Origin of the sequence: Citrobacter sp. Cpo090 (assembly GCF_030332665.1) — a bacterium.
GTDB lineage: Bacteria > Pseudomonadota > Gammaproteobacteria > Enterobacterales > Enterobacteriaceae > Citrobacter > Citrobacter portucalensis.
In genome coordinates, this window is the sequence record NZ_JAOWHK010000038.1 from 372,646 (window position 1) to 398,462 (window position 25,817).

The 25,817-nt window shown below is 37.9% G+C and carries 26 protein-coding genes; 25 read left to right on the forward strand and 1 reads right to left on the reverse strand.

Features of this window, described 5'->3' with window-relative positions; all coding sequences use genetic code 11:
* Positions 1-418 precede the first annotated feature (418 nt).
* The 23 genes from OGY83_RS24170 (at position 419) to OGY83_RS24280 (ending at position 23,837) form a co-directional block, all read left to right on the forward strand.
* Positions 419-799 carry a hypothetical protein gene (locus tag OGY83_RS24170; RefSeq protein ID WP_286637066.1) on the forward strand — a complete coding sequence of 127 codons (381 nt, stop codon included), beginning with the start codon at positions 419-421 and terminating at the stop codon, positions 797-799.
* Between the two features lie 115 nt (positions 800-914).
* The gene (locus OGY83_RS24175) at positions 915-1,223 is read left to right on the forward strand and encodes a hypothetical protein (RefSeq protein ID WP_286637067.1); all 309 of its coding nucleotides are present in this window, start codon (positions 915-917) and stop codon (positions 1,221-1,223) included.
* Between the two features lie 491 nt (positions 1,224-1,714).
* Positions 1,715-2,392 (forward strand): hypothetical protein, encoded by a 678-nt coding sequence (locus tag OGY83_RS24180; protein ID WP_286637068.1) that lies wholly within the window; start codon positions 1,715-1,717, stop codon positions 2,390-2,392.
* A gap of 169 nt (positions 2,393-2,561) precedes the next feature.
* Entirely contained in the window at positions 2,562-2,837 is a 276-nt protein-coding gene (locus OGY83_RS24185) for a hypothetical protein (RefSeq protein WP_286637069.1), read from the forward strand.
* A 147-nt stretch (positions 2,838-2,984) separates the two neighbouring features.
* Positions 2,985-3,236, forward strand: a complete 252-nt coding sequence (locus OGY83_RS24190) for a hypothetical protein (RefSeq protein WP_191215597.1) — start codon at positions 2,985-2,987, stop codon at positions 3,234-3,236.
* A gap of 650 nt (positions 3,237-3,886) precedes the next feature.
* Entirely contained in the window at positions 3,887-4,441 is a 555-nt protein-coding gene (locus tag OGY83_RS24195) for a terminase small subunit (protein ID WP_286637070.1), read from the forward strand.
* Positions 4,356-6,284, forward strand: coding sequence for a terminase gpA endonuclease subunit (locus OGY83_RS24200; RefSeq protein ID WP_286637071.1), 1,929 nt, complete (start codon positions 4,356-4,358; stop codon positions 6,282-6,284). Before OGY83_RS24195 ends, OGY83_RS24200 begins: the two co-directional genes overlap by 86 nt.
* Positions 6,285-6,293: 9 nt before the next feature.
* Positions 6,294-6,842, forward strand: a complete 549-nt coding sequence (locus tag OGY83_RS24205) for a hypothetical protein (protein ID WP_286637072.1) — start codon at positions 6,294-6,296, stop codon at positions 6,840-6,842.
* Positions 6,842-8,362, forward strand: coding sequence for a phage portal protein (locus OGY83_RS24210; RefSeq protein WP_286637073.1), 1,521 nt, complete (start codon positions 6,842-6,844; stop codon positions 8,360-8,362). The genes OGY83_RS24205 and OGY83_RS24210 overlap by 1 nt, the downstream gene beginning before the upstream one ends.
* Positions 8,304-10,250, forward strand: a complete 1,947-nt coding sequence (locus OGY83_RS24215; protein WP_286637074.1) for a phage major capsid protein — start codon at positions 8,304-8,306, stop codon at positions 10,248-10,250. The genes OGY83_RS24210 and OGY83_RS24215 overlap by 59 nt, the downstream gene beginning before the upstream one ends.
* 5 nt (positions 10,251-10,255) lie before the next feature.
* Positions 10,256-10,573 (forward strand): hypothetical protein, encoded by a 318-nt coding sequence (locus tag OGY83_RS24220; RefSeq protein ID WP_286637075.1) that lies wholly within the window; start codon positions 10,256-10,258, stop codon positions 10,571-10,573.
* Between the two features lies 1 nt (position 10,574).
* Complete coding sequence (locus OGY83_RS24225) at positions 10,575-10,970, forward strand: hypothetical protein (protein ID WP_200010504.1); 396 nt, start codon at positions 10,575-10,577, stop codon at positions 10,968-10,970.
* 9 nt (positions 10,971-10,979) lie between these two features.
* Positions 10,980-14,249, forward strand: coding sequence for a tail fiber domain-containing protein (locus tag OGY83_RS24230; RefSeq protein WP_286637076.1), 3,270 nt, complete (start codon positions 10,980-10,982; stop codon positions 14,247-14,249).
* Positions 14,250-14,304: 55 nt separating this feature from the next.
* Positions 14,305-14,760: a phage tail tube protein gene (locus tag OGY83_RS24235; protein ID WP_089669740.1), complete on the forward strand. Its 456-nt coding sequence runs from the start codon at positions 14,305-14,307 to the stop codon at positions 14,758-14,760.
* A 58-nt stretch (positions 14,761-14,818) separates the two neighbouring features.
* The gene (locus OGY83_RS24240; RefSeq protein ID WP_286637077.1) at positions 14,819-15,118 is read left to right on the forward strand and encodes a hypothetical protein; all 300 of its coding nucleotides are present in this window, start codon (positions 14,819-14,821) and stop codon (positions 15,116-15,118) included.
* Positions 15,119-15,258: 140 nt separating this feature from the next.
* A complete protein-coding gene (locus OGY83_RS24245; RefSeq protein WP_286637078.1) occupies positions 15,259-15,498 on the forward strand; it encodes a hypothetical protein in 240 nt (79 codons plus the stop codon).
* Entirely contained in the window at positions 15,499-17,697 is a 2,199-nt protein-coding gene (locus OGY83_RS24250) for a phage tail tape measure protein (RefSeq protein WP_286637079.1), read from the forward strand.
* A gap of 60 nt (positions 17,698-17,757) precedes the next feature.
* Complete coding sequence (locus OGY83_RS24255; protein ID WP_286637080.1) at positions 17,758-18,312, forward strand: hypothetical protein; 555 nt, start codon at positions 17,758-17,760, stop codon at positions 18,310-18,312.
* Positions 18,312-18,938 carry a DUF2163 domain-containing protein gene (locus OGY83_RS24260; protein WP_286637081.1) on the forward strand — a complete coding sequence of 209 codons (627 nt, stop codon included), beginning with the start codon at positions 18,312-18,314 and terminating at the stop codon, positions 18,936-18,938. Before OGY83_RS24255 ends, OGY83_RS24260 begins: the two co-directional genes overlap by 1 nt.
* A complete protein-coding gene (locus OGY83_RS24265; protein ID WP_286637082.1) occupies positions 18,923-19,315 on the forward strand; it encodes a DUF6950 family protein in 393 nt (130 codons plus the stop codon). Before OGY83_RS24260 ends, OGY83_RS24265 begins: the two co-directional genes overlap by 16 nt.
* Before the next feature lie 4 nt (positions 19,316-19,319).
* Positions 19,320-22,577: a phage tail tip fiber protein gene (locus OGY83_RS24270; RefSeq protein WP_286637083.1), complete on the forward strand. Its 3,258-nt coding sequence runs from the start codon at positions 19,320-19,322 to the stop codon at positions 22,575-22,577.
* On the forward strand, positions 22,577-23,524 hold the full coding sequence (locus OGY83_RS24275) for a hypothetical protein (protein ID WP_286637084.1): 948 nt from the start codon (positions 22,577-22,579) through the stop codon (positions 23,522-23,524). Before OGY83_RS24270 ends, OGY83_RS24275 begins: the two co-directional genes overlap by 1 nt.
* 40 nt (positions 23,525-23,564) lie before the next feature.
* Positions 23,565-23,837 carry a hypothetical protein gene (locus OGY83_RS24280; RefSeq protein WP_286637085.1) on the forward strand — a complete coding sequence of 91 codons (273 nt, stop codon included), beginning with the start codon at positions 23,565-23,567 and terminating at the stop codon, positions 23,835-23,837.
* 6 nt (positions 23,838-23,843) lie between these two features.
* On the opposite strand, the gene OGY83_RS24285 is transcribed toward OGY83_RS24280, so the two are convergent.
* On the reverse strand, positions 23,844-24,296 hold the full coding sequence (locus OGY83_RS24285) for a glycoside hydrolase family protein (protein ID WP_286637087.1): 453 nt from the start codon (positions 24,294-24,296) through the stop codon (positions 23,844-23,846).
* Positions 24,297-24,337: 41 nt separating this feature from the next.
* Here OGY83_RS24285 and OGY83_RS24290 point away from each other — a divergent pair, with 41 nt between their 5' ends.
* Positions 24,338-25,240, forward strand: coding sequence for a DUF723 domain-containing protein (locus OGY83_RS24290; protein WP_286637088.1), 903 nt, complete (start codon positions 24,338-24,340; stop codon positions 25,238-25,240).
* Positions 25,237-25,815 carry a hypothetical protein gene (locus OGY83_RS24295; protein WP_286637089.1) on the forward strand — a complete coding sequence of 193 codons (579 nt, stop codon included), beginning with the start codon at positions 25,237-25,239 and terminating at the stop codon, positions 25,813-25,815. Before OGY83_RS24290 ends, OGY83_RS24295 begins: the two co-directional genes overlap by 4 nt.
* Positions 25,816-25,817: the final 2 nt, after the last annotated feature.

Consider the following 25,817-nt stretch of genomic DNA (forward strand, 5'->3'; position numbering starts at 1 on the left):
ACCATTACATCAGTGATGTTCCCACGTTCATTATATGTAACCATTTCGCATCCTCCATTGGGTGAGTACTAATAGTAGCTACTACTAATACTTAGTACAACCACAAATCACACGTACTATTAAATTAAAACTTGTCAAGTACTATCAACTACTACTGTATATTAGTACATACCCATAAAACCGCCTGTAACGCATTCTAAGCGATTTAAATCAAAACCCGTACCCTACATCAAAAACAAATAGATCTCGCCAAATCGAAATAGTAGCACTTTTTGTATAATGAGTAGCTACGCATTATGCTAATCACGCATACGCATGTTTATTAGTAGTGCTACCAATACCCCCTGGAAATAGTAGTTGCTATACGTAGTTGCAGTAGCTACTATTAGCACTCAGGCAACAACACGGAAACACGCAAATGGATAAGTTTAAAAACTTCTCTACTAAGTACGTTAAGGATTTGAATAAAGCGGCAATGGGTTTTTATGCCCACGTGGAAGTACAGCAGCACGTGAACGGTACGGTAGTTAAGATTGATACCTACCAGATGGAAAAGCCAGGGTACGCATTTATGGCTTTTGAAAGCGGTTTACAGGTATCCGTAGAGTTAACCGATGGGGTATTAAAATTCGGTACTAAAGATGAATATCGGACTAAAGATTTGAATAATCACCCCTGCTTTCATAGTGAATCACGTGAAGCCCTATTAGGTGTATGTGTCCGGTACTTCTTGGGACGTGTGGCAAGCCCCGCAGAACTTGAAGCAATCAAAGATGTATTGATTCACGAATTGGCATAATGGAAGGGGGAGAAATCCCCCAAGGGGAACAAATGACTTTCACAATTACTATTCGTCGTGAACATGTATTAGTAGCAATTCTGATAACCATTTTTGTACTAGCGGGGGCATTATAATGTTAAATCGTGGTTTACCTACTACAACTATCATCAAAGCTAAATCATATGGGCTTACTCTTGATGAAGTGATCAATACAGTAACTGGTATGCATCAGGTAGTAGTAACACGTGATGGTGAAAACCTTCCCCTGTTTTCTGTTTTCCGTATGTCCGGTGGAATGTACCGTTGGGAAAAGAACGTAACACTTCTACCCCATGTACTAAATGAAATCGGTAATCGATGGATTGATGAAGAACATTTCTTGATCATGCTCGACTATGTAGCACGTGAAATGAATGATTGGCATGAAGTAGCGAACCTATGAGGCTAAACATTATCGCAGGTGGTCTAATTACGGAAGTATATGATGATCACAATAAGAAAGTGGGTTCGGTATCAATGAGTAAGGAACCTAAGAGGCGTAATAAACCTTACTCATGTGGTACACAATTTCATGCAACCTTCAATGAAGCACTAATAGCACTACTAAAGCGTAAGAAGGTAAACATCAGGAATGTACTATGAATGTGGGCGTACAGGATATTCAAGTACTAAACGAATTCTTAATTGAAAAGATCCGCACACTACCACTTGATGATGTGGTAGTAATATTCAAGATTGATCGGGAGGTAGCAAAAACAATACGTAAACTAAAACATCGCCAGCTTTATAAGTTAATTGAAATAAACCAAATACTACTTAATGTAAACAATGTAGTACTAACACGTGCCATAGAGGATATAAAATGTAAATAGTGCAAATACTAATTCTGTACTATACACTGGTACTCTTTATAACTGTAAGTAAGGAATAACCATGCGTACTCTTACCAATTCTTTTTTTCAGTCATTACTAGTACAAGATTTTAACACGGCAGTTTTACAGAGTGATGCCCGTCGCCGTAATGAACTGGCATCCATCGATCCAGTAGAGATTGAAACCCTGATAGAACGCCTAAAGGAAGTACACCACGTAGTACTCCAAATACGTAGCCAGAAGCAACAGGAAGCCGTAGAACTGCTTAAAGGTCTGGTAGGTAAGGGTACGGGGTTTAACAGTGTGGAAGAACTCATAGAGGCGGCAGGGGGCATGATAGAGGAACGCCCAACCCCATCTAAGAAGGGGGGAGCAGCAAACAACCGGATCTATCGTATTGAACTACTGGATAGTGGGAATGATGAACGCCGTGGCTATTCAATAGTGAATGGTGTGATACCGCCAACACTCAAGAAAGATCCGGTATACGTCGCACTACTGGCAAAGAATCCAGAGCTGGAACATGTGGACGAATTACTAATGGCATTTAGTCCTGAATACCAGGAATCACACCCAATCAATGCCAAGTATGAAAAAGAAACATTCCATATTAATACGCGGGGTAAATTTAACCGTAAAGCTATGGTGATGTTTAGCCGATATAAAAAGAAAGTACCAGAAGCAACACCCGCACAATTTCGGGAACTGGTCATGACGAACTATAAGGATGTCACATGAAAACTATTATTGTACTAATCATTGCTGTACTAATTTCAGCATGTACCACCACAACTACAACACCAAAACGCCCATGTACGCCAGAGGAACGCCAGATGATGGAAAACGTTTCATCTAAGTTTGCGGTAGTCAATCCGTCAATTCGTGCTCAGTGTAAGTAGGGGGCATAATGGGATTATTCGATAAGGGGCGTAAAACCCCCACATTGACCCAAATGGCAGTAGGTACGGCATGTTATGTAGTAGCACCTACCGTAACATTAGGGGTAGTTGGTATTGCTACAGTGATTCACTATGTTAGGGAGTCACGCAAGGAAACAAAAGAGATTGAAGCGGCAGAACTGGAAGCTACCGTAAAGAAAGTCATCAATAAACAACCTGTAGTGAAGTCCAAGTACACACTACAGATGGAAGAAGAAACCCGACGCTTTAAGGCATTAAAATGATATGGGTAGCACTCGGTTTAGCCGCCTTTGCCTTTATTGGGCTATGGCAACAGGACTCACAGATCACTAAGCTACAAAAAGAATTAGATGATCTTAAGTGGGATTTAATTAATCAAAACACTATAAAACCACCACAGAGGAAATAAGATGAACAAAGAACTTCAAATTGATATTAACCGCCTAACTACTACCTTTCTTGAATTAACAGAACGTGCGGCAACAATCGGACTAACGTTAAATGCTATCACCGTTGAAACTAAGGATGATAAACATTATTCAATAAACCCATATGAAGATACGGTAGTAGAGATTAATCATGATGGAACACGCAAGGAAGGGGCATGTGAAATAGATATTCACGAATTCTACCAACAACACCCCGAACTATTAGAAGAGTAAACACTCCAGCCCACTAATCACAGTGGGCTTTTTTATTTCTAAATACTCCTATACGGCATAGGAGTACACACCATGACTACCATTCACATACACTACCAGAACGGCACACAATCCATTCTAAGCGGTACTTACTCAGGGTATGAACCGTCACGCAAAGATAAGCTAATAACCGCTCATATCACCACACAGGACGGTTATGGGCTATTCATAGATCAATACTCATTAGTACTAAAGTATAAATATATAACATTAGATTATTCACGCTTTCAAATTGGGGGGAACGTCTATCCCTTAGTACTCCTATGTAAATACAACGGCACAGAAAAGAAACATCTAAATAGATTAAGAGATCTACGTGATGAACTACTTCTACATGGCACAGTTGATGGTGAAGCCATTCCCTACAGATTGCGAGTACTAATAGACTCTATGCAATAAAGTGCATAAACACTGCATAACGAGGGGTGGATACCCCAATACCCCTAAATAGAACAAAAAGAAACAAGTCATTGATTTATAACGATTTTTTCAAAAGGTACTCCCATAGTGGGTCCAAGAGGCGAATTTTCGTCGGCACTTTGTTTTACATATAAATGCAAAATAAATGCATACCCGAAACGAATTGAATAATTATTCATAAGGAATAAAAAATGAAACCAATTAGCCTAAACCAATTAGGTAAACAATATGGATATGATGAATCAACCGTTAGGCAATGGCGTGATAAAGGTATGCCATGCGGTGAAGGTGTTGATGAAAGTACTACACGTGCTTGGATAGTACAGAATGTTATACGTCCCTTGCGTGAAACCGATATTAAAGAACAGATTGAACAAGAGCGACTAAAGAAATTAAAAGCTGAAGCCAGCCTATCCGAACTTGAATTAATGGAAAAAGAAAATGTAGTAGTAAATACGGAATATGTTGAACAAGTACTAACGGCATATCTATTTCAAATTAAAACCACTATTAGAAGTATCCCCAATAAAATTTATCTTGAACTATTTGCAATGACTGACGCGAAAGATTTACGCGACCGATTAAAGGAAGTAATAGATACACATCTTTATCAATTGGGTGAAATGGAATTTGAACTACCAGAGGATGAAGAAATATTAGATGAACAAGAACAAGAAGAAATTAACGACACTACTCAAGAAAGTACTACCGACGATCAAACCCCCGAAGATTCAGAAAACCAGTGATTGGATTAAAGCTGGTGGTGTGATGAAGCTGGTGGATGGTCCAGCTATGGGGCTTGATTTTCTCCCATTTCCCTTTCAGTGCCTCCCAATGGATATAGCACAGGAAAGAAGCACCAAGAAGATCGTAATTCAGGCATGTTCGCAACTTCTCAAGACGCAGGTTATGACGGCAATAGCCATGAACAAGATGGCAAATGATCCGGCAAACTTTGCGTTTGCTTCAAGTAGTGCCGATGAAATCAAGAAGTTTAGACTTGGTAAATTCATGCCAGTAGTTGAAAGTAGTCCGGTACTATCTCCCCTTGTCACAGATAAATCAGATAAGAATGCCGCAAACAACGCCAAACAAACCGAATTAAAGAATGGCACTTTTATCTACTGGCTAAACCTTAATACACCCGGCAACCTACGCGGGATCACGTGTAGTACAGTTCTACTTGATGAAGTATCAAACGTAGAAGTAGGGGAAGAAGGTAATCCAATCAAATTGGCTGAAGCCCGTACTTCTACGTTTGGTGATGATGCTTTAGTAGTAGTTGCAAGTACTCCACTATTTAAAAACGATCTAATTAATTCAGAATTCAATCTAAGTGATAAACGCTTTTGGTTCGTTACACATGAATGTGGTCATGAATATAAATTTGAATGGGAACAAGTTAAGTTTCAATTTAAACAATTAGAGAATGGTAGAGCTATTCCAGATTCAACCACTGCCAAGTTAATGTGTCCCCATTGTGATAAAGAAATTGATGAACATACAAGACACCAGATGGTAAACAATGGGCGATGGATTGCCACTAATCCGAATGGTGAAAAGGGCGTAGTAGGTTTTCAATGTAGCCGTATGATTAGCCCCCTGAATACCATTGAAGAAATGGTAAGTAAATACGCCGATGCCCTATATTCATTTAACCTTCAAACTTTCTATAACAATGAACTTGGAGAAGTTTATGAAAACGAATATGAAAAAGAACTTGATATCATCCAGTTAGAACAGACACGTGATGATTCATTTAACTTACATAATATTCCAGAAAAAGCACTTGGGATCTGTATCGCCACCGATCAGCAATTAGATAGGTTAGAGTCTACGGTAATTGCCTTTGATGAAAAGAATGTATGGGTACTTGGTCATGAATTTTTCTATTCACATGACTGTACTAAAATTGAAGCCCCCGCATGGAATGAACTTGATAAATTCTGTAGACAGGACTTTAAAACCCCATCAGGCCGCATCATTCCCACGCTGGCGGTATTTGTGGATTCATCGAACGGTAACGCCACGGAAACAGTGAAACGCTTCACAGGCCGTTGGGCGAAGTATCACCCAATCAAGGGTAGTAGTTCTACTACATCCCCATTGTTTAAAAAGTCTACGGAAGCTGGTTATAAACTACAGATTCTAAATGTTCATGAAGGTAAATTGACAATACGTAAATTACTTAATCATATGTTAAGTGATGAACCACAGTTAGCCCCGACACAATTACATTTTAGTAGTTCTCTACAACATGATTACTTTGAACAATTAACTGCCGAAGAACTAAAACCGAAGGGTGGAAAGTTACAATGGCGACTTAAACAAGGCCAAAAAAGAAACGAAGCATTGGACTGTTTATGTTATTCCCTAATTGCTCGTGAATATTCCGTAAGTAAATTGGGTACTAATCAGCCCTATAGAAAACTTAGAGAATTTAAATCATCAAATAAAGAGCAAGTACAAGTACAGCCCATGATAAATAAAGAAGAAACCAAACCAGAACCAGAACTAAAATCACAGATTAAAGCACCACCAAAAAGGACGGTACGTAGAACTGGTGGTACAGGATGGTTCGGCAAATAAGGAAATAAAATGGCAAATGTTTTACCAGAAAAAATCTATATGACTATGAACCCATATGATTTTTATGTAACGATGCCGCCACACTCAACCCTTGTAGTTAATTATCTAAATGGGGGTAATAGTACTACCATAGATAATTTTAGTACTACATCAGAAGCCAAATTAATTACATTTAAGGTTAATGGGGCAAGTGATAAGTTATTTTGTATTCTATTCGATAATGCGAAGGGTACAAGTACTAGCTTTGTATCAGAACTAATTGATCCAACAAAGTACACTACCGAATATTCTAAACTTATTTCATTGATTCAGGAACTGGATGAAGTCATAGAAACTAAAATAGCTGGTGGCGGCGTATATTCAACAACAATTAATAATAAGACACTAATTAGTGAGTCACTTACTAACCTAGAAAACATGCGTATCCGTTATATTAAACGTGCAAATGCTCTATGGGCAAGTATGAACGATCAGCCCGTAAATGGTAATGGTAAACCATTTAAGAGTGTAACCGTTTTTCGTGATCCTAATTATCCTAATAGATGGGGAACACGATAATGTTTTGGAGAAAACAAAAACCAGAACCTGTACAAAGTAAACCACAAGCGAGTAAGAAGCGTTTCATTGATAAGCCATCGGCAAACCTAAAGCGTGATCTACAGGCTGTACGCGGTATGAGTACCCCCGTAATTAGTTTTGGTTTTACATCTGGTACGGGTTCACAAAATATCAATAACTTGATCCGTTGGTTCCTTAGTGATTGGCGTAATGCTTCACGTGAAGCAATCCTAAAGAATCCATTGGGTAGTAAATATATGAATCTATCCGTGGATGGTGTTATAGGTGCGGAAGGTGTTTATGTTAAGCCATCCCCTACAGTTGAAGATATGGATGAAAATGAACTTCAAGAACTAAGTAATAAACTTGAAAAACGTTTTGACCGTTGGGCATATGATGCGGATCGTTTTAGTCTTGATGGACAATTAACCTTTGATATTTTCCAACAAACTGTAGAGAAAGTACGGGTACAGGATGGGGAATGCTTCATACGTATTCATAACATTAACGGTACTATTAAACTTGAAATCATTGATGGTGCTCGCCTTACTCAACTTAATAACCAATGGCTTGATAATGGGAATTACATTTCAAATGGTATTGAATTTGATAAGAATCATAAACCCGTAAATTATTATTTCTGTATCTATAACCCGATTACCTACACATTTGACGCAGCAGCATTTGAAATTATTCCGGCAAGTGAGATTTGTCATTATTTCATTCCCGTACAAATGGGACAGGAACGCGGAATTCCAGACATGATTAGTACAAGCAAGACTATGGAAGATCTAAAGAACTTCACAGAGGCTTCACTAATTGCTAAACGTGTATCAGCAAGTACTACCGCGTATATCACCAATAATAATAATGATACCGACCAAGTAGAGTTAGTAGCTGGCGAAGAAAATTCAACGGCAACATACACGGAATATCTTGAAGCGGGTGCGGTATATGAACTTGGTAAAAACCAAGACATTAAAACGGTAAACCCACAAGCGGGTGTAGATCGCATTGGTGAATTTACAAGTGAACTAATGGATCAGATTAGTATGGGCTTGAACGTAACTAAACAATCACTAATGGGATCAACAGCCGATGCCTCATTTAGTGCGGCAAAGTTGGCAGAACGCCTACAAGCTACAACCTTTAGAACTCGTACTAATGTACTAATCAGTAAAGTACTAAAACCAATCTATCTAGCCTGGTTAAAAAATGAAATGCTAAATAATAATACTCTTAATCTATCTTTTTCTGATTTCGATGATCTTATTTGTGCTCGTTATATTCCAGTGAAACCAATTTCCCTAGATCCTACGAAGGATATTCAGGCCGAAATTATGCTACTTGATGCGGGTTTAAAATCTAAAACTCAGATTATCAGTGAGATGGGAGGCGATCCCCGATTGACATTAGAGGAAATAGAAAAAGAAAAACAAACAAATAAGGAAGAAGATTCAAATGGATTTGAAGAAACTCAACCAGAAGAGGGAACTAACGATTCCAGTTCGGGCAATTAATGTAGATGCCCGTACTATTGATGTTGCATTTTGTAGTGAACAGCCAGTAAGTCGAATTATTGATGACAAACTATATTTTGAAATTCTCTTGTGTGGTGAAGAAAACGTAGACCTACGCCGCCTTAATAATAAAGGTGCTGTACTTTTCAACCATGACCGAGACAAATTACTTGGGGCAGTAGTTGAAGCACATATGGACGCAGATCGCGTAGGACGTGCCACACTACAGATTAGTAATGTAGGTCTTGGTAATACTATGTGGGGAATGATTCAGGAAGGAATTCTTTCACATATTAGTATTGGCTATAACATCTATGATTACCGCATGGAAGGTAACAATATTATCGTTACCAACTTTGAAATTTATGAAATCTCATTAGTAACTGTACCCGCAGATGAAACAGTAGGTATCGGACGTGCATTAGGTTGTGATGATCAAATGCGTGATGTACTTGAAGATGAATTAGAAGAAGCCCATGAAGATGAATCACTAAATAGTACAGAAGATACTAATGATGAGGAAAGAATCATGGAAGAACAAGAGGGAATGGAAGAAACCCGCCTAGATAATGAATCATACGACATTAAGGAAACTCTAATTGTTGATAATGATGAAAATGGTGGTGTAGCTAACATTGAATTAAGTGATGGTGAATTAGAAGAACTTGTTTCTAAACGTCCAGATCTTTTAAAGAAACTACAAGCGGGAATCGAACCCGATCAAATAAATAGTACAGATCCAGTAGAAGTAGAAGATAAACGCGACGTTGGCGAATTCACAGATGCCGATGGGAAAGCAGAACATCCCGAAGATATGGAAGATGAAGCTGAAAAAGAACGTAAGCGTGAATTAACTTCAATTGGTCAAGTACTAAAAGTGGATGTATCAGACGCAATCGCTAAAGGAATTAGCGTATCTGATTTTAAACGTTCACTAAATACAAATAATAAAACTCCAAACGTTAAGGATAACAAAATGGAAAAATCTGTAATTAATGGTCTAATTCGTCAAGCAGCCGAGGGTAAACCATTTGAAGGTACTCGTCTTGAAGTACCAGTAAATCAACTACGTGCAACTTCTACCACTACTGGCGGTACGGCTCTAGTTAAAGAAGTATATGTAGATTCTTATATTGATGTACTACGTGCCAATTCCGTATTTGCACAACTACCAATTCAAACTTTCTCCGGTCTTGAAGGTGAAGGTAATCTAGTACTACCAAAACTATCCAGTGATTTTACTGCAATGTTTGAATTTATTGATGAAGGTGAAGATTCACCACTAGTAGATGCAAACTTTGAGAAACTAGTTCTAAAACCAAAAACTTTTTCCGGTAGTGTACCAATTACCCGTACTCTAATTAAATCCGCAGATACCGCAGAACGTTATGTACAAGATGCAATGGTACGTGGTGCTGGTCTAAAACTAGAGAAAGAAATTCTATCTGAAATTGTTACCGCAGCACCTAACGGTACTCTATCCGCAGCTATTACCCAAAAAGATGTACAGGACGCACTTGGAAAACTAGCAGCAGCAAATGTACGTATTGATAATGTAGTAGCAATTGTTCACCCGACAACGGCGGCTGTATTGCGTAGTGTACTAGTTGGCGACAATACCGCAGCAAAATTCATGATTGAAGGCTATCGTTTCGAAGCATATCTATGTGATTCTGTACGCGTAATTGAGAGTACTCAAGTTGCAGCAGGTTCCGTTATTTTCGGTGACTTCTCTAATGTTGTACTTGCCTCTTGGGGTGGTCTAACTGTAGATCGTGATGATACTACTCTACGTGCTTCACAAGGTATCGTACTACGTACTTTTGCGTATATTGATCACGCAGTAGCACACGCTGAAGCATTCTATGTAATGAAACTAGCGGCATAATCACTATGAGGGCATTTAGTGATAAGCAATCGAATGTGCTTATAAATGCCTTTGGTGAAACTATTTCAATTAACGGGGCGACATGTACGGCAATAGTAGATGTACGCCCCGTTGTCATAGATAGTGGCACAGAAGGACTTATAGAAAGTACAGAAACGTTTATTTCAATGAAGTCATTGGACGTAACTAATCATGGAATTGAAGTAGATTCAATAGTAAAAGTAAGAAATATCAATTATACAGTTTATAACATTTATGATGATTTGAGTGGAATCACGGAAATATATATACGCCCAACTGTAATTAATAACTTTGGGGTGTAATATGGCCTTACTCAGTGACGTAAAAAATACAATTAAAAACAGTTTAGAAAACATTCAACCAATCCGAAAGGCCATGAAGATTCAAGCCGGAAAGGAAATGTTTATTTTAGTATCTGTAAATCAAAGTTATGAATTAACAAATTACGGTACTAATAGACAAACTGGAACTTTCAACTTTGAATTTCTATTAGTGCCGCAACCTGATAGTACTCCACCCGCAGATACATTTTCCGTAATTATGGAGTACTTTCAAAATACCACATTAAAGGAATTCAAAACTAATAATGTAACTCTCATTTCATATGCGTTTGATAGTGGTGAATTAGTATCAGATCCTACAACTGGTTATGTATCTCTATCGTTCTCCATAAATATTGTAGCAACGCAAAAACAATAAGGATTAACGATGGCTAACATTTATACGGGTAATGGATTAAAGATTTTCTATAATGAAGATACGGCAAACCGACTACCACAAAACGCAGGTAATGAACAAATTAGCGAAATTGCCGCTATGCCTACATTACATATTGCAGCGGCAATGGCACAAGTAGAAACATATAATAGTGAATATGTAGAGCAATTAGCAGGTGAACAGAATGTAGATCCCGTTGAAATTACTGTTAACTATATCCCAGGTGATTACACACATACCTTTTTAGATGAAGCAACAGAAACACAACAGGAATTTCAATTAATTCTTATCCGTCGCCACACTGAAGGTACATTAGATTATTCCCTAATGAATGGGCGAATTTCCGCAGCAGCCCTAAGCGGTGATAAAGATGCGGTAGTACAGAAAACATATACATTCACCCCTACAGAAATGATTGTACGTGATGCTACCGCACTTGCCAGTGTGGAACTATATGAAGGTTCCTATGGTGTTGGTAGTAATTCTGTGGACGTACCCCAATATGAACCAGTAACCCCAACGGGCAATAGTTTTATTAAGGTTCCCGCAGATCAGGCAGGTAATCCCGTTAGTGCTGATATGATGGGTATTGGTCTAATTGATGGTAATACATTTAGTTCACTTGCCATGACTAAAAGCGGGTCATTGGCTATCTACGCTAAAAACCAAACAACGGCATGGACTCGCATCCTAACAAGTAATTTGGGTGATTCAAAATATGTAGCATTAACTGGTGATCAATCAATTGACGGTACTAAAACTTTCATTAAGGGAATCTATGTAGACTCACTAACGGCAAGTAATGGTATTAGTGGTAAATCACTTACTGTAACTGAAAGTATTACTGGTGAAAGTATCACTGTTAATAATTCAACACTTGGTACAGCACAGGCCGATAATCTAACATTGGGTCAACCTTTGAGTGTGGCTAATGGTGGTACAGGTAGTAAGAACGCCACAGATGCCCGTTCAGCATTGGGAGTTAAGGCCGCAGGTACATTTGATATTGTGCCAATTGCAAATGGCGGTACTAATGCGAGTACGGCACTACAAGCCCGTATTAATCTTGATCTAATTTCAAAAAGTGAAAGTGATACGCGATATCTAAAAACGGAAAGTAATCTAAGTGATTTGTCAGATGTTGGAGCAGCCCGTACTAATTTATTGATACAAGGATTAGAATGTAATTCAGATACAGAAAGCGGTGCTTTTAACGCCTTACATAGTCCAAATGGTGCTAATTCATTAAGGCTTGCTAATGATGGCGGTTGGCGTTACGTAGACACTAATGGTAATAGTATTCCATTGGGTGTGGCAAATGGCGGTACAGGATCAACTAACGTAGTTGGTGCTCGTACAAATCTTGAATTAGATCGTTTTGGTCAGAATCCAAATGAAACTGTAATTTATTCTCCAGATAGAACTAAGTATTATGGTATTTCTAATGGCGGTATAGGTTCATGGGGTGTATTTGATTCAACTACACAGAAATGGCTACCTCTTGGAGTTGGTCAGGGTGGTACAGGAAGTACAACAGATGCTGGTGCTAGAATTAATCTAAAGTTAGATCGTGTACGCCAAGATCCAAACTTAACCCACGTATTCACCCAGGATGGCACAAAGTCACTTGTAATAGATAATAATGGTAAATGGGGTGGTTATAATTCATCAACAGGTACGTATATACCGTTGGGATTGAGTGAGGGCGGTACAGGATCAACGACAGCAAAACAAGCTAGATCACTTGACCGATTCAATACACCAGTTGGTAATAGAGCCGTTGGGATGGAGAACAATACGGACGTTCTAGCGTTTTTAAAAGATCAGGCCGAAAGTGGTTATTATTCATCAGGTTCAACAGTAGTTAATGGTCCTCCAAATATTGGATGGGCAATGTATAACTTACACGTACATGGTTTAGATGGTGCTGGTAAATTGGCATATGGTGCAGTAACTGCAATTTCAGATACCGGGGCAAGATGGCAGAATCTAATGCACACTGGTAATTGGCAGGGATGGTATCAATTAGGAGGTGTAAACGGTATTGTACCTATCACTGGTGGTGGCACTGGAACAAATAATGTAGCAGATGCTCGTATTAATCTTGGATTGGGTAACATACAAAATGTTAACTTTGGCGGTGTATTTGCCGATCAATGGAGTGACGACACATTATATAACGGTGGTATCATTGCAAGTACTTTATACAATACATCTTCTGGTGTACGTTCGATTGGTCGTATGTACACGGAAATTCAAGCTGATGGAATTCCCAAAACTACTATCCATAGTGGTGATGGAGCAAACCGTAACGCTTATCTACAGTTTACAAGTACAGGTGCATTAAGTGGCATTGAAAACTTACACTCAACAAATATATCCAGTCAGTCTACAACAGCAACTCAACAAATGGTTATTGGTAGTGCTGGTAGTGTACTTGGTACTAATTCATTAACTATTGGTGATTCCGATACAGGTTTTAAACAGCGTAGTGATGGTATTTTAGATGTTTATACCGACTCATTAAACTTATGTACTTTCACACCTTCAGGTTTAACTACTACACGTGTTATTGGTGTCACTACACCAGACGGACAAACGCGAGGTATGTATGTATCACCAGCACGACAGGGATCAGCAAACGCATTAGTAGCAGGTCAAGTAGATGGCGTTGATTTCTGGGATGGTTGGAGAGATCAAGCCGCAGGTTTACTTGTTGAGATGCCACGTCAAGGAATGATTAGTTCTATATGGAAATGTACTCATTGGGGAACAAACCACGTAGCAGGTATGCAAGTTTATTACCCAACGTCTGGTATTTGGTACACAAGTATTGTTACTGGTAGTGCTAGATGTATTTTCGGTTCGGATGGTGTTAACTCTGCGTCCAACTGGTTAAGTACATCAGATCAACGATTGAAATCTAATATTGAACCAATTACTGGAGCATTAGACAAAATCAAACAAATCACTGGTTATACCTATGATAAACGTAGCGATCTAGAACCAAATGAACATACTTTCACTACACATGAAGCGGGTCTAATCGCACAGGAAGTACAGAAGGTATTACCGGAAGCCGTTTCCTCAATTGGTGATGACAATTTACTTGGTGTTACATCATATGCAGTTCAGGCACTTCAAATCAACGCAATTAAAGAACTTGATGCGAAGGTAGAAGCACAAGCGGTACTAATTGAAAACCAACAACAACAAATTGATGAACTAAAAGCATTAGTACAGCAACTATTGAATAAATAAATACAACGTGGGTAGAGGAACTACCCACAGCAACTTATATAAGGATATAAAATAAATGGCTATGGACATTTTCAGCGGTGCTAATATTACCGTTTCCATCGGTACAAGTGCTGGTAAGGTACTTGCAACTGATTTTCAAGTAGTACCGGAAGTGGCATCTTTTACTACTTCAGGTTTTGAATCAGTAGTTATTGATGTAGTTACTTTTAACAGTGCTTATAATCGTAAGCTACTTGGTACTAAATCTATTCCAGACATTGATCTACAGGTTAACTATCTACCAGATAATGCGGTACATCAGAAACTTGAAACTCTCGCAGATGAGCAAAAACGTTGCCAAGTAAAATTAGAGTACTTCACGGATGCCGCTAAAACAGCAGGATTCTATGTAGTTTATACTTGCTTTGTTTCCTCAACTACCATTGATGGCGATAAGGATCAGGTAGTTACCAAATCATTCACCTTAGCCGTGGATGGTGAAGCAATTGAATCCGGTCTAATCGGAGAATAACACTAAATAAGGGTGATAGCGTATGTTATCACCTTTTTTATTACCATAAGGAAACAAAATGAATATTGAAAACCTAAAGAACAAATTAAAGCCAAAACTATATGAACATAAACTAGAGGGTGAAACTGTATATATTCACCGTCCAAGTGCTCGCGACTTTTCAAAATGTGATAATGTTGAAAATACACTAATCTATTGTGTGAAAGATGAAAATGGCGATCCAATTTTTGCAAGTGAAGATATTGATGGACGTATTAATGTATCATCAATTGATTTTCAATATCAGAATGAACTATATGGGGCAATTCTAAAACTTGTAACTGAAATGGATAAAGTAGACGAAGTAGAAAAAAAGTAATTGAGTCTCCAGAATTACGCTACTACCTAAAAATGATTAACAAGCGGGGATTAAGCCCCGTTGAATTTGAAGATTTAGATCCTGATTTATTTGAGGCATTAGTTATATTTGACCAGTTTATAGAACCGTCAGGATCTAAAATGGATATGCTGTATTATTCGCACCTATGCCATACAATGACAATGAACACACCAGGAATGACTAAAGAACTTGCAAAGAAAATCAAATATAAAGATTTCGACTTTTTAGGTTTACTGGATGACCGAGAAACAAGTAAAGAGCGTATTACCAGAATAAACAAGCAACGGCAAGAATCGGAATTCAATAAATTAGGTGATGCGATTAAAGCCCAAGCCATGATGAAAGGGAAGAAAAAGTAAATGGCACAAAATAAAAAAATCAAAGTTGAAATTGATGGTGATAGTACAGGACTGGAAAAGTCACTGAATACCGCAGAAAAGAAACTTGATTCATTTGGTAAAAATATTGGTGGTGGGCTTGGTGGCCTATCACGTGATGTTGGTGGTGCTTTTGGGTCTATGTCTATGGGTCTAACTGGTGTAGCTACTGGTGCGGGTCTTGCTGTAACGGCACTTGGTGGACTTGTATTAAAATTAAATGACGCAGTAAGAGAACTAAACCAAATATCAAAACAGTCGGGAATGTCAGTAGAGACACTACAGCAACTACAACGAACGTTTTATAGTACAGGTCTATCCGTAGATAAATTTGCAGATATTTCGCAGGATACGCTCGATAAGTTGGGGGATGCAATCGCAAATGGCGGTACTATCGCGGATGATCTAAAAAGTGTTGGGCTTGATGTTAACAACTATATTAAGTTTATGACACAAAAAGATGGCGGTATAAAAGCAGTTATACAGATGTTCTATGACCTTAAAGCGGCAGGGGCATCAGTGGCTGAAACTAAATTCTTGCTTGAATCAGTTGCAAGTGATGCGTCCCGTATGGGTGAAGTACTAGAAGAGTCAGCGAATGCAAGTGAAGCATGGAATAAGATCCATAGTGAAACAATCGCGATTACTAATGAAAGTGCTAGAGCATTTGAGCAGTTCGATAAAAACCTAAATGATTTTACAACTACTGGACAATCATTTTTATATGAATTTATCACCCCAACAATTGAAGAACTTAATACTTTATATGGATGGTTTAATAAAGATTGGGATAAAACTAAATTAGTTGAACTAATGAAGGGTGGATTTAAAAACTTCTTCTTTGGTGGTGATGGGGCAATACCAGAGTTTCTACGTGATCAATTCGATGTATCAGCTACTGAAGTTACAAGCCAGGCAAGGGACACACTTCTAAACTCTATTAGTACATTACAGGGTGATCTACAGACCGCAGTAGACGCGGGTAAAGGCCAAGAGAAACTACAAGAGAAACAGAAGAAACGCGAACAGGACGAAGCCAAGAAGGAAGCCGATAAACTTCAAAAGGCACGTGACGCAGCCGCAGCGAAGGCCGCAGCAGCACAGAAAAGAGCAGCTACCGAACGTTTAAATGCTCAAAAGACATTAGATGCCGCCATTACAGATATGGTGATTGGTACTAATGAGCGTCAATTAGCAATGTTTGACCGCCAACAAAAAGAGTTAGTACAGAAGATTAAAGACAGTGCTAAAACTCTTGGATTATCACAGGGTGATTTAAACAAGCTATTACTTGATCAACAAGCCAGTGCCGCAACTAAGCGTACCGATATGGTTAATCAAATGATTGGTTATCAAGATCCAAACCAATCAATGAAAAACAATATTGGACTATTACAAAGTGGTTCATTAAATCAAAACCAAAAGAATTACCTTGCGGATCAACAGGCACAGGGATTAGGGCAAAACGCAAATACTCAACGTCAATTAGATAGTAATACGGAAGCAATGAATCTTGAATTACAGCAAAACGAATTACTCCTAAAAGGCCATGAAGATTTTGAACGCCGTAAATCTGAAATTACAGCTAAGTACGCGGCACAGGCTGTACAGATCCAACAGCAGGAAACTATGCAAATAATGCAAAGTATGGAAGATTCAATGGGTCAAATTGGTCAAGGTATGGCAGCGGCATTTGGTGAATCATCTGGTGCGGCACAGGCATTTTTTGCCGTACAAAAGGGTTTAACTATATCCATGACTATTATGAAGATCCAAGAAGCGTTAGCATCAGCGTTAGCATTAGGTTTTCCACAAAATATTCCCGCATATGCTCAAATAGCCGCTATGGGTATGAGTATTATTAGTACAGCAACTGGTGCGGGGTCTGGTCAATTCCACGGTGGTGTGGATTCTCTTGATCCTTCTATGGATAACAAATCATTCCTACTAAAAGCGGGTGAACGTGTAGTACAGCCAGCCGCGAACCAAGATCTAATTAAGTTTCTTGATGAACAAAAAGGTAGTAATGGTTCATATTCGGGTGGTGGTGAAGTAACAATCTATTCCCCACTAATCGTAAAAGGGAACGTAGACGATCCTGAAATATGGAATAAGATGTTACAGAAGAACCAAAATAATGTAGCACAGGCCGTTAGAAGTAGCCAAAAACGTAATACATAAGGAAGGGGGCATAATGCCCCTTTCTTTATAAATACAGGAGATAATTAGAAGGAATCTAAAATGAATTTTTCAAATAATATTAAGGTTAGTGAAGTTACACTATCAAGTACTATTCCCCAATACTCCCAACGTGCTTGGACGGGTGAGGAACTACGCCGTAGTGTGGGCATTCAATACTATACCATTAAATTTAATCTATCTTTTGAAATTAAAGATAGGCACGAAGTACAGGCATTTATTGCCGAATATCAGCAGGGTAAGCCATTTAACGTATCATTGGGTAGAGCGGGTACATATACAGGTTCAGAATCTGGAGCGATTACCGCAGCGGGGGCAGTTGCTAAGGGGTCAATGATAATCCCCACAACTCAAAATACATTACGTGTGGGTGATTTAGTACAGTTCAGTAATCATAAAAAGCTCTATCAGATTGTTGAAACTACAGGTACGGAATTAACTATATTCCCACAACTACGTAATAATGTTGGTATGGGTGAAACTGTAATTTATAACAATCTAACAATCACAGCGACACTAGATGTTGATCAAAGTTTTGATATGGCTATTCAAAGTGTTTCATCAGTTCAATTCAACGCTACGGAGTATTTGAGATAATGGATGATTCAATTTTAACTAATCCCATTCTATTAAAGTATTGGGAACTACTACGCGGTGAATCACTATCACGTTTATCTATTAGTGATCTAATGTCAATGGGTATTCACGTTACTACATTTGATTTATTACCACGTTCAGTTAATGCGATCTATTGGAATGATGGATTCACACAACTTTCCCTGAATGGTGTTATATATGAACCATTCCCAGATTTAGTACAGGACTCGTTACCTTCATTTAGTGAGGAAAAGGGCATTAGTAATGACACTATTGATTTTACAGTTTCCAATGTGGATAACGCCACGCGAATAATGGCAATGTCCGGTCAATTGGATAAGGCAAAGCTAAATATCTCACTTGTCATTTTAAACCCCTATGATTCATCTCCCATCTATCAACAGAGAATGTTTTCAGGATTCATTGAAAACTTTGAATGTACCGTAAATCCATTTAGTGAGATTAACGAAATGAAAGTTACCGTGAATAGTGTCTATCAACGTTTAGACTTAACTCCAAAAACATTAGCAAGTAACTCAGTCTATCAGAGTTATTACCCCAATGATGCAATTATGAGTCTATTGGGTCAGGTGAACAAGGAAGATCAAGTATGGCGTTACAAATAAGTAAAGTATATGAAATATGCCAAGAGGCATTAAATCACCCCTATAGTTACGGTACTAACGATTGTAATATTGTTGCCATTAGAGTACTAGATTCTATTGGTGGTACAGATTGGGAAAGTAAAGCAGACTATGACAGTCTACTAAGTGGTATTAAAAATCTCAAAGAATTAGGTTTTGAAAGTACAGCAGATATTATCAAGCAACATTCCGATAAAGTGAAATACACAATCGATGGTGATATTTGGGTAGATCCAGATAACCCACATACCGTTGCTATAGTCGTTTCCGGTCGTCTATTAGGGGTAAATAAAGAACATACAGAATTTAAGATAGTCCCACGTAGAAAGGATGGAGACTATTACAGAATAAGGAAATAAAACTATGGGCGGCGGTGGCGGCATTGGTAATTTTTTTGGGGCAATCCTAACAGCGGTAGTAGTTGCGGTTGCCGTGTACTTTTCGGGTGGTACAGCATTAGCGGCAATTGGTTATGGTGCGGCAGCCGGGGCAGTTTCCCTAGTTGCTACAAGTATGCTTTCACAGATTGGTGCTCAGGGGTATGGGGATGTTACGGACACATTAAGCCGTTCTACATCCCCCGCAACTGGATTACCCGTAATCTATGGGGGGCAATTACCACATAAGGATGAAAAGAATAAAGGCTCATTTATACTAACTGGTACTATCAATAACTGGTACGCAGTAAAAGACAATGAATCGCAATACTTCTTTTCTTCACAAGTAGTTGCTATGACTGGTGTAGAACCATACATAGAACAAATATACTTTGATAACGTGCCTGTACTTGATGCACCAATTACACAGGATGGTATTGTAGGTAATAACATTATTTCAAATAAGTTTTCACCATACCTTCAATTAGAAGTACGTTTTGGAGGTGACTATAATTCTACTTCATCCCTTGCTAAAACATATGCGGGTGAGAAATGGAAAGATAACTTTTATGGTAAAGGTGTTGTATCAGTTTATGCGGTAATTAAAAAGACTCAACAATCATTAGAAGATAACATTTTAACAAATGATAATTTCACAATGAATGTGGAACTGAAAGGGCAGAAAATCTATGATTTCTACAGCGGTACTACTTTTGCCACTTCATGCCCCGTAAGCCAGATCTATGACTACCTAACTAATACTATCTATGGGATGGGGTTAGATCCTCAACTCATTAATATTGATTCATTCGAAGAATCGGCAGCATATTGTCATTCAGTTGGCCTATACTCAAATGGTGCAATTAGTTATCAAGATACTTACAAAAAGAATATTGAAAACATTCTCCAAACATTTGGAGGAATTACATATGTACATGGTGGGCAAATTTGTATTACGGTTGATCGTAAAACTTTATCTGTACAGTCATTTGATGAATCTAATATGGTTGGTGATTTGAAAGTAATCACATCAGGTAATCAGGACTACTATAATGTTCTTGATTGTCAGTTTACCAGTGTTAAGAATAACTACTCAACGGATGTAATACGTATTCCATCAGATATTAGTACAGATGATGTTATTAAGTCGGATGGTCAAGTAATCCCCCTTAGCCGTGATTTCTCTTGGATTTATTCGGAAGGGGCAGTGAATCTACTTGCGAATAGTGAACTACGCAAGGCACGTTTTGCCCTTAAAACTATTCAATTTACTACAGGGGAAGCATGGGATCTTAAAGTGTGGGATTCAATTACTGTACAGAATAGTGAATTGGGTATTAATGGAAAATTCAAAGTACTAACTAAGTCAGTTGCCACCGATCAAAAGAACGTGGGCTATTGCCAGATTTCGGCGGTTGAATATCCAGATGCAATATTTGATGGTGATGATTCATTAGTATTCCCCCCAGCGGGAACAATTTCGGGGGGTGCGGGTAATGTACTAACTGTACTACCGCCAGTAAATCTACAGGTATTCCGTAAAGGTACAATTACTACTGGTAACGTAGTAACGGTAGATTGGGATGCCAGCCCCGATCCCAACTTGCGTGGATATTATGTGTACTATAAGTTGTCGAGTACTAATACTTGGACATTTGCCGGATCTACTTCTGTAATGTCTACGGAATTCGATATATACGGTTTAGATGAAAGTCAAAACTATGATTTTTCCGTTGAAGCCTATAATATTCTTAATCGCCGTAGTGCTAAATTGACATTAGAAGGTATTAAACCTGAATTCAATTTCACATTACCCGCAGTTACTGGTGTTATTCTTGCCAATAGTACAGAATCCGTATACGTCACAGATTCGGGTGATTTTAATATACGTTGGGATAACCAGAAGAATTTACCAGTGAATGGTAGATCATTTAGTGATTATTTCCGGTACTATGTTATTAACATCTATAATGGTAATTCACTAATTAAAACCTTCTATACACAAGAGAACTTTTTCAATTACACATTAGCATTGAATGAACTAAAAGTACGTAAACCAACTATTGGTATTATCGCACAGGGTTACAATTCGGGTACATACTCACAGGAAGTAAAGATTACCGTTGAAAACAAACAATGTAGACAGGCAACAGGTTTAACAATTGGTGGTGGTTTTGGTAATCTATTTTGTTCATGGACTCCATCAACCGAACGTGATTATGCTGGTTGTGTAATTTCCATGATTTCCGGTACTCAATCCAGAGTATACATTAGTAATAAGCCAGAATTTGATTCTGTACCAAACATTACTGATGGTGAATATAAAGTTAAAATTGGATTCTTTGATATTTTTGGACAGGATAATATAATCTATACTCCAGAGCAGACTATTTCAATCAATTCCAAATATCAATTCACACAAGAAGATGCTAATGAAATTAATGGTATTCTAGATCTTGATAAGCGTTTAGATGATACATTAAATAATGCAGTAAATGAAAGTAGTGAATATACTAATACACAAATTGGTGTACTTGAAAACAAAATTGATAATGATATTAGTGCCAAGATTACCGAAATGAATCAAACAATTGTTGATAATAATACGGCAACAACGCAACAAATTACACAATTGAAAAGTGAAGTAGATGGTAATATAGCCAGTGTAAACCAACAAATGGTTACTAAGGCCGATAAATCCACAGTAGACGCACAATATACTTTATCCGTTAATGCGGGTGGTACAGTGGCTGGGATGCGTTTAGTAGCAAGTGAAGGTACTAGTAATAATTCTGCTATCTATTTTGCCGCAGATAAATTCGTAATTTCTGGAACTGATACCGCAACGGTAGGTGGTACAGCACCATTCTCTATTATTAATGGCACTACATATATGAAAACTGCCATGATTCAACAGGGCAGCATAGGTACGGCATATATTGCTGATTTATCCGTCACTAATTCCAAAATTGCCGACTTATCCGTAAATACGGCGAAAATAGTTGATGGCTCAATTACATCAGCCAAAATTGGTAATGCTCAAATTGGTTCGGCACAGATTGCCGATACTATTCAAAGTACTAACTATGTATGGGAACAATCAGGATGGAGAATAGACAAGAGTGGTGATATGTATATAAATGGACAAGTACCAGGGCAGGGTAGATTATCAATTACAAGTACTAGAATTGCCTTTTATGATGCGGCGGGTAGACCTACTGTAGTTATGGGGGCACGTCTATAATGCAAATGTTTATTAATGGAACCTCATATGATGCTACTAATGCGATGGGCTTTACATATGTAGTAGATTATTTGGTAGTATCGGGTCAAGGAAGTAAAACATATTCAAGTACAGCATTTAATTATGATGTAGTTGGTATGAATGGAACAATGGCGGTTCCCACAAGCCAAGCAACAATTACAGCGTGGGTTGATGGTAATACACTATATTGGAATAGTAACTTTTCATTAACACTTGTAGTTACGGCAACGGCTAAAGCGGGGGCTGATAGTTCATATTCTGGATTTGCCCTATATGATTATACATCGGGCTATCGTACCGTGAAGTTAGCCCCCGACTTTACGCCCTTCATTCTAAGTAATGTTGTAGATTTAGCCGCAGGTGCTCAATATGTTGATACGGGTGTACCCGTATCATCTGGTATTATTGGATTTGTACGGAATCGATTTGATCAGGGTGGTAATTTATCACGTAGTTTCTTCTCTACATCTAATGTTAATGGACAATGGCGGTTAACATTTGGGGCTAATGCTAATGCGTTTCCCATAAGGTTATATGTATTTGCAAATAAGCTACCACCAATCCCACCAAATGGATTCTATATATACAGGGATGGTAATATGGTATGGCATAACAATTGCCTACCATTAGATCTTAAGTGGATTACTACCCAATATGTTGAAAGTACTACCCCAATTGCGGTTACTACTGGTGTTACTGCTTTTATGTATCAACCACAAGATCCATCTTATCCCCTATTTGGATTTGAAAGATTTATGTGTAGTGGGTGTGGTATTTTAAATGGAAGGTGGCGTACATCAAATACGGAAGTATATCAAGCAACAATGGTAAACGTACCAACTATACCGCGTGGTTGGGTAGTGGGAACTAAAGTAGCTTATATTGATTGTGTACCATATGATACCTATTACCCATACTCACTATAAATAATAATACAATAATAATAATAGCAATAAGGAATTTAATATGGGTTGGGAAAGCATTTTTGCTGTTATATTTGCGGGTGGTGCTTTACTATGGAATATCTTTAGAGATAAAGGAACAGATATAGATAAATTAGCGTCACGACTTGCTAAACTTGAATCATATACAGAACACAATAAAGTGGATATGGAACGATTAGAAAAAAAGCAAAGTGAATTAGACGACAGTTTACAGGAACTACAATCACAGATTCACCAATTGGATCTAAAAGTTGAGCGTATTCTTGCAATTCTTGAAAAAACTAAAGGGGCATAATGCCCCTTATTTGTTTTTTAATTCTGCGATCATTGCGTTTAGTCTATTGGGTGTCTGACGATACCATAAAGAATCTTTAGCCTGTTTAATTGCTTCAGGATAGTCCTGTACTTTCAGTGCGGCAATCATCTTTCTGAATTTCTTAGTACCTGCTAAACCTAATTGAAACACCATAATTACCATGAAATCTTCCCAATCCTTTGGGAGTACTAAACCAAGTGTTTTTACATCTTTCATAGTACGGTCAATATCCCATGCCAATAATAGATCGGCATCAATTGGGGTAATACCTGATTTGAATTTTTCATATTCATTTGGTAGTACTTTATGCCCATAACCTATTGTGTCGTATCCTTCCGTATCTTTATACATCCAGAATTTACTTTGTTTAAAATATCCGCGTGTTATTTGGTACTCTTTTGTACCTTCATAGTTAATTAATCGTTGTTTTAAATCCATTCACTAAATACCTCATAAGAATAATAATTTATGAGGTATTTATGCTGACAAGGGAAATTGTAATCGCGAGAATTAAGGCGGCACAAGGTAATAAATTTACATTTGAAAATTTTGTTTATTCTGGAGTTTTAAATAAAGCCACCTTTACATGTACATTACATGGTGATGTGGAAATGATTCCACATAATTTAATTAACGGGCAAAATTGTGATAAATGTACCAGGGAACGGATGAGTAAAAAACTATCAATGGGTATGGATGAGTTCATTATAAAAGCTAATAAAGTACATAATTACCAATATGATTATAGTGATTCAACATATGTTAACTTAACCACTAAAATGGATAATGTTAAATGCAATAAATGTGGTCGTGATGATATCACTATTACACCCGGTAATCATCTTAAGGGACATAATCATAGGGGGTGTGCTACAAAACCGAAAAAAGAGAAAAAGAAAGTTACAGTTAAAAGAACAAAAACTACTATTAATGAATTGAAACGTAGTAATAGTGGGAATATGAAACCGTGGGAGTACTCACCAGATTGGACTGAAAATGATCTAATGGATGGGGGGTATGTGGGATTCATCTACCTTTTTAAATTCCCCGATGGTTCGGCATATATCGGAAGTAAGCAGATGTTTAAAAAAGTGAAGGATGTTAAAAAGTTAAAACCTGATAGTGTGGAAAATGGATGGCGTGATTATTCCTCAAGCTCAAAGATTGTAAATCAGAAAATAGCTGATGGGGAAGATTACACCCGTACTATTCTATGGGGATTCCCCACAATGGCTGAAACATTATTCGTGGAAAGTTATTTAATTTTCCTTCATGGGTTAGATACAGATCTATTGAATAAGGCTGTATTAAATAAAACTATTTTCCCAAGTGATAAGGGAAGAATGAGGGGAATCATACAGACTATTGAAGGGTGGTTATGAAAGTAAAAACTAAAATAAGCGGTTTAACCAGTGTTAAGGGGTTTATAAACTCAGAAGGGAAAAAGTATGGTAATCAATTCCAAGAGGAATTAATTTCCCGTTCTCGTTCTTTGGCAAGACAAATGCAGGCCGATATGTCAGCGGCAATTGATAAGGGTCCGGTTCCATTTACTAATAGTGCGGTACTATTCTTTTATGCTAAAAGTGGTACTAGTGTTACCTGTACTATTATGATTAAGGATATTCAGGCCAAGTACCTATATGATGTAATTGTTAAACCTTCCTATATTAATAAATTTGTTCCTACCAGTTCGGCAAAAATGACTAAACAGGGGAACATTTCACAATTAAAAAGTGGTTTAGCAAAGGGTAAATACAAGGCAGTAGTACAGAACGGTAAGAAATACTTAATCGACACTACAAAGAAAGATACAAAAGATAAAACCAAGAGGATAATTGGTGTACGCGAAAGTAAAAAGCGTCAGCTCGTATATGACTTTTATAATGAGGCAGAACAGGGGGCTATGGCGATTATAAGCGGCATACAAGGACACTTTAAATTAAAAAGAGGCTAGGC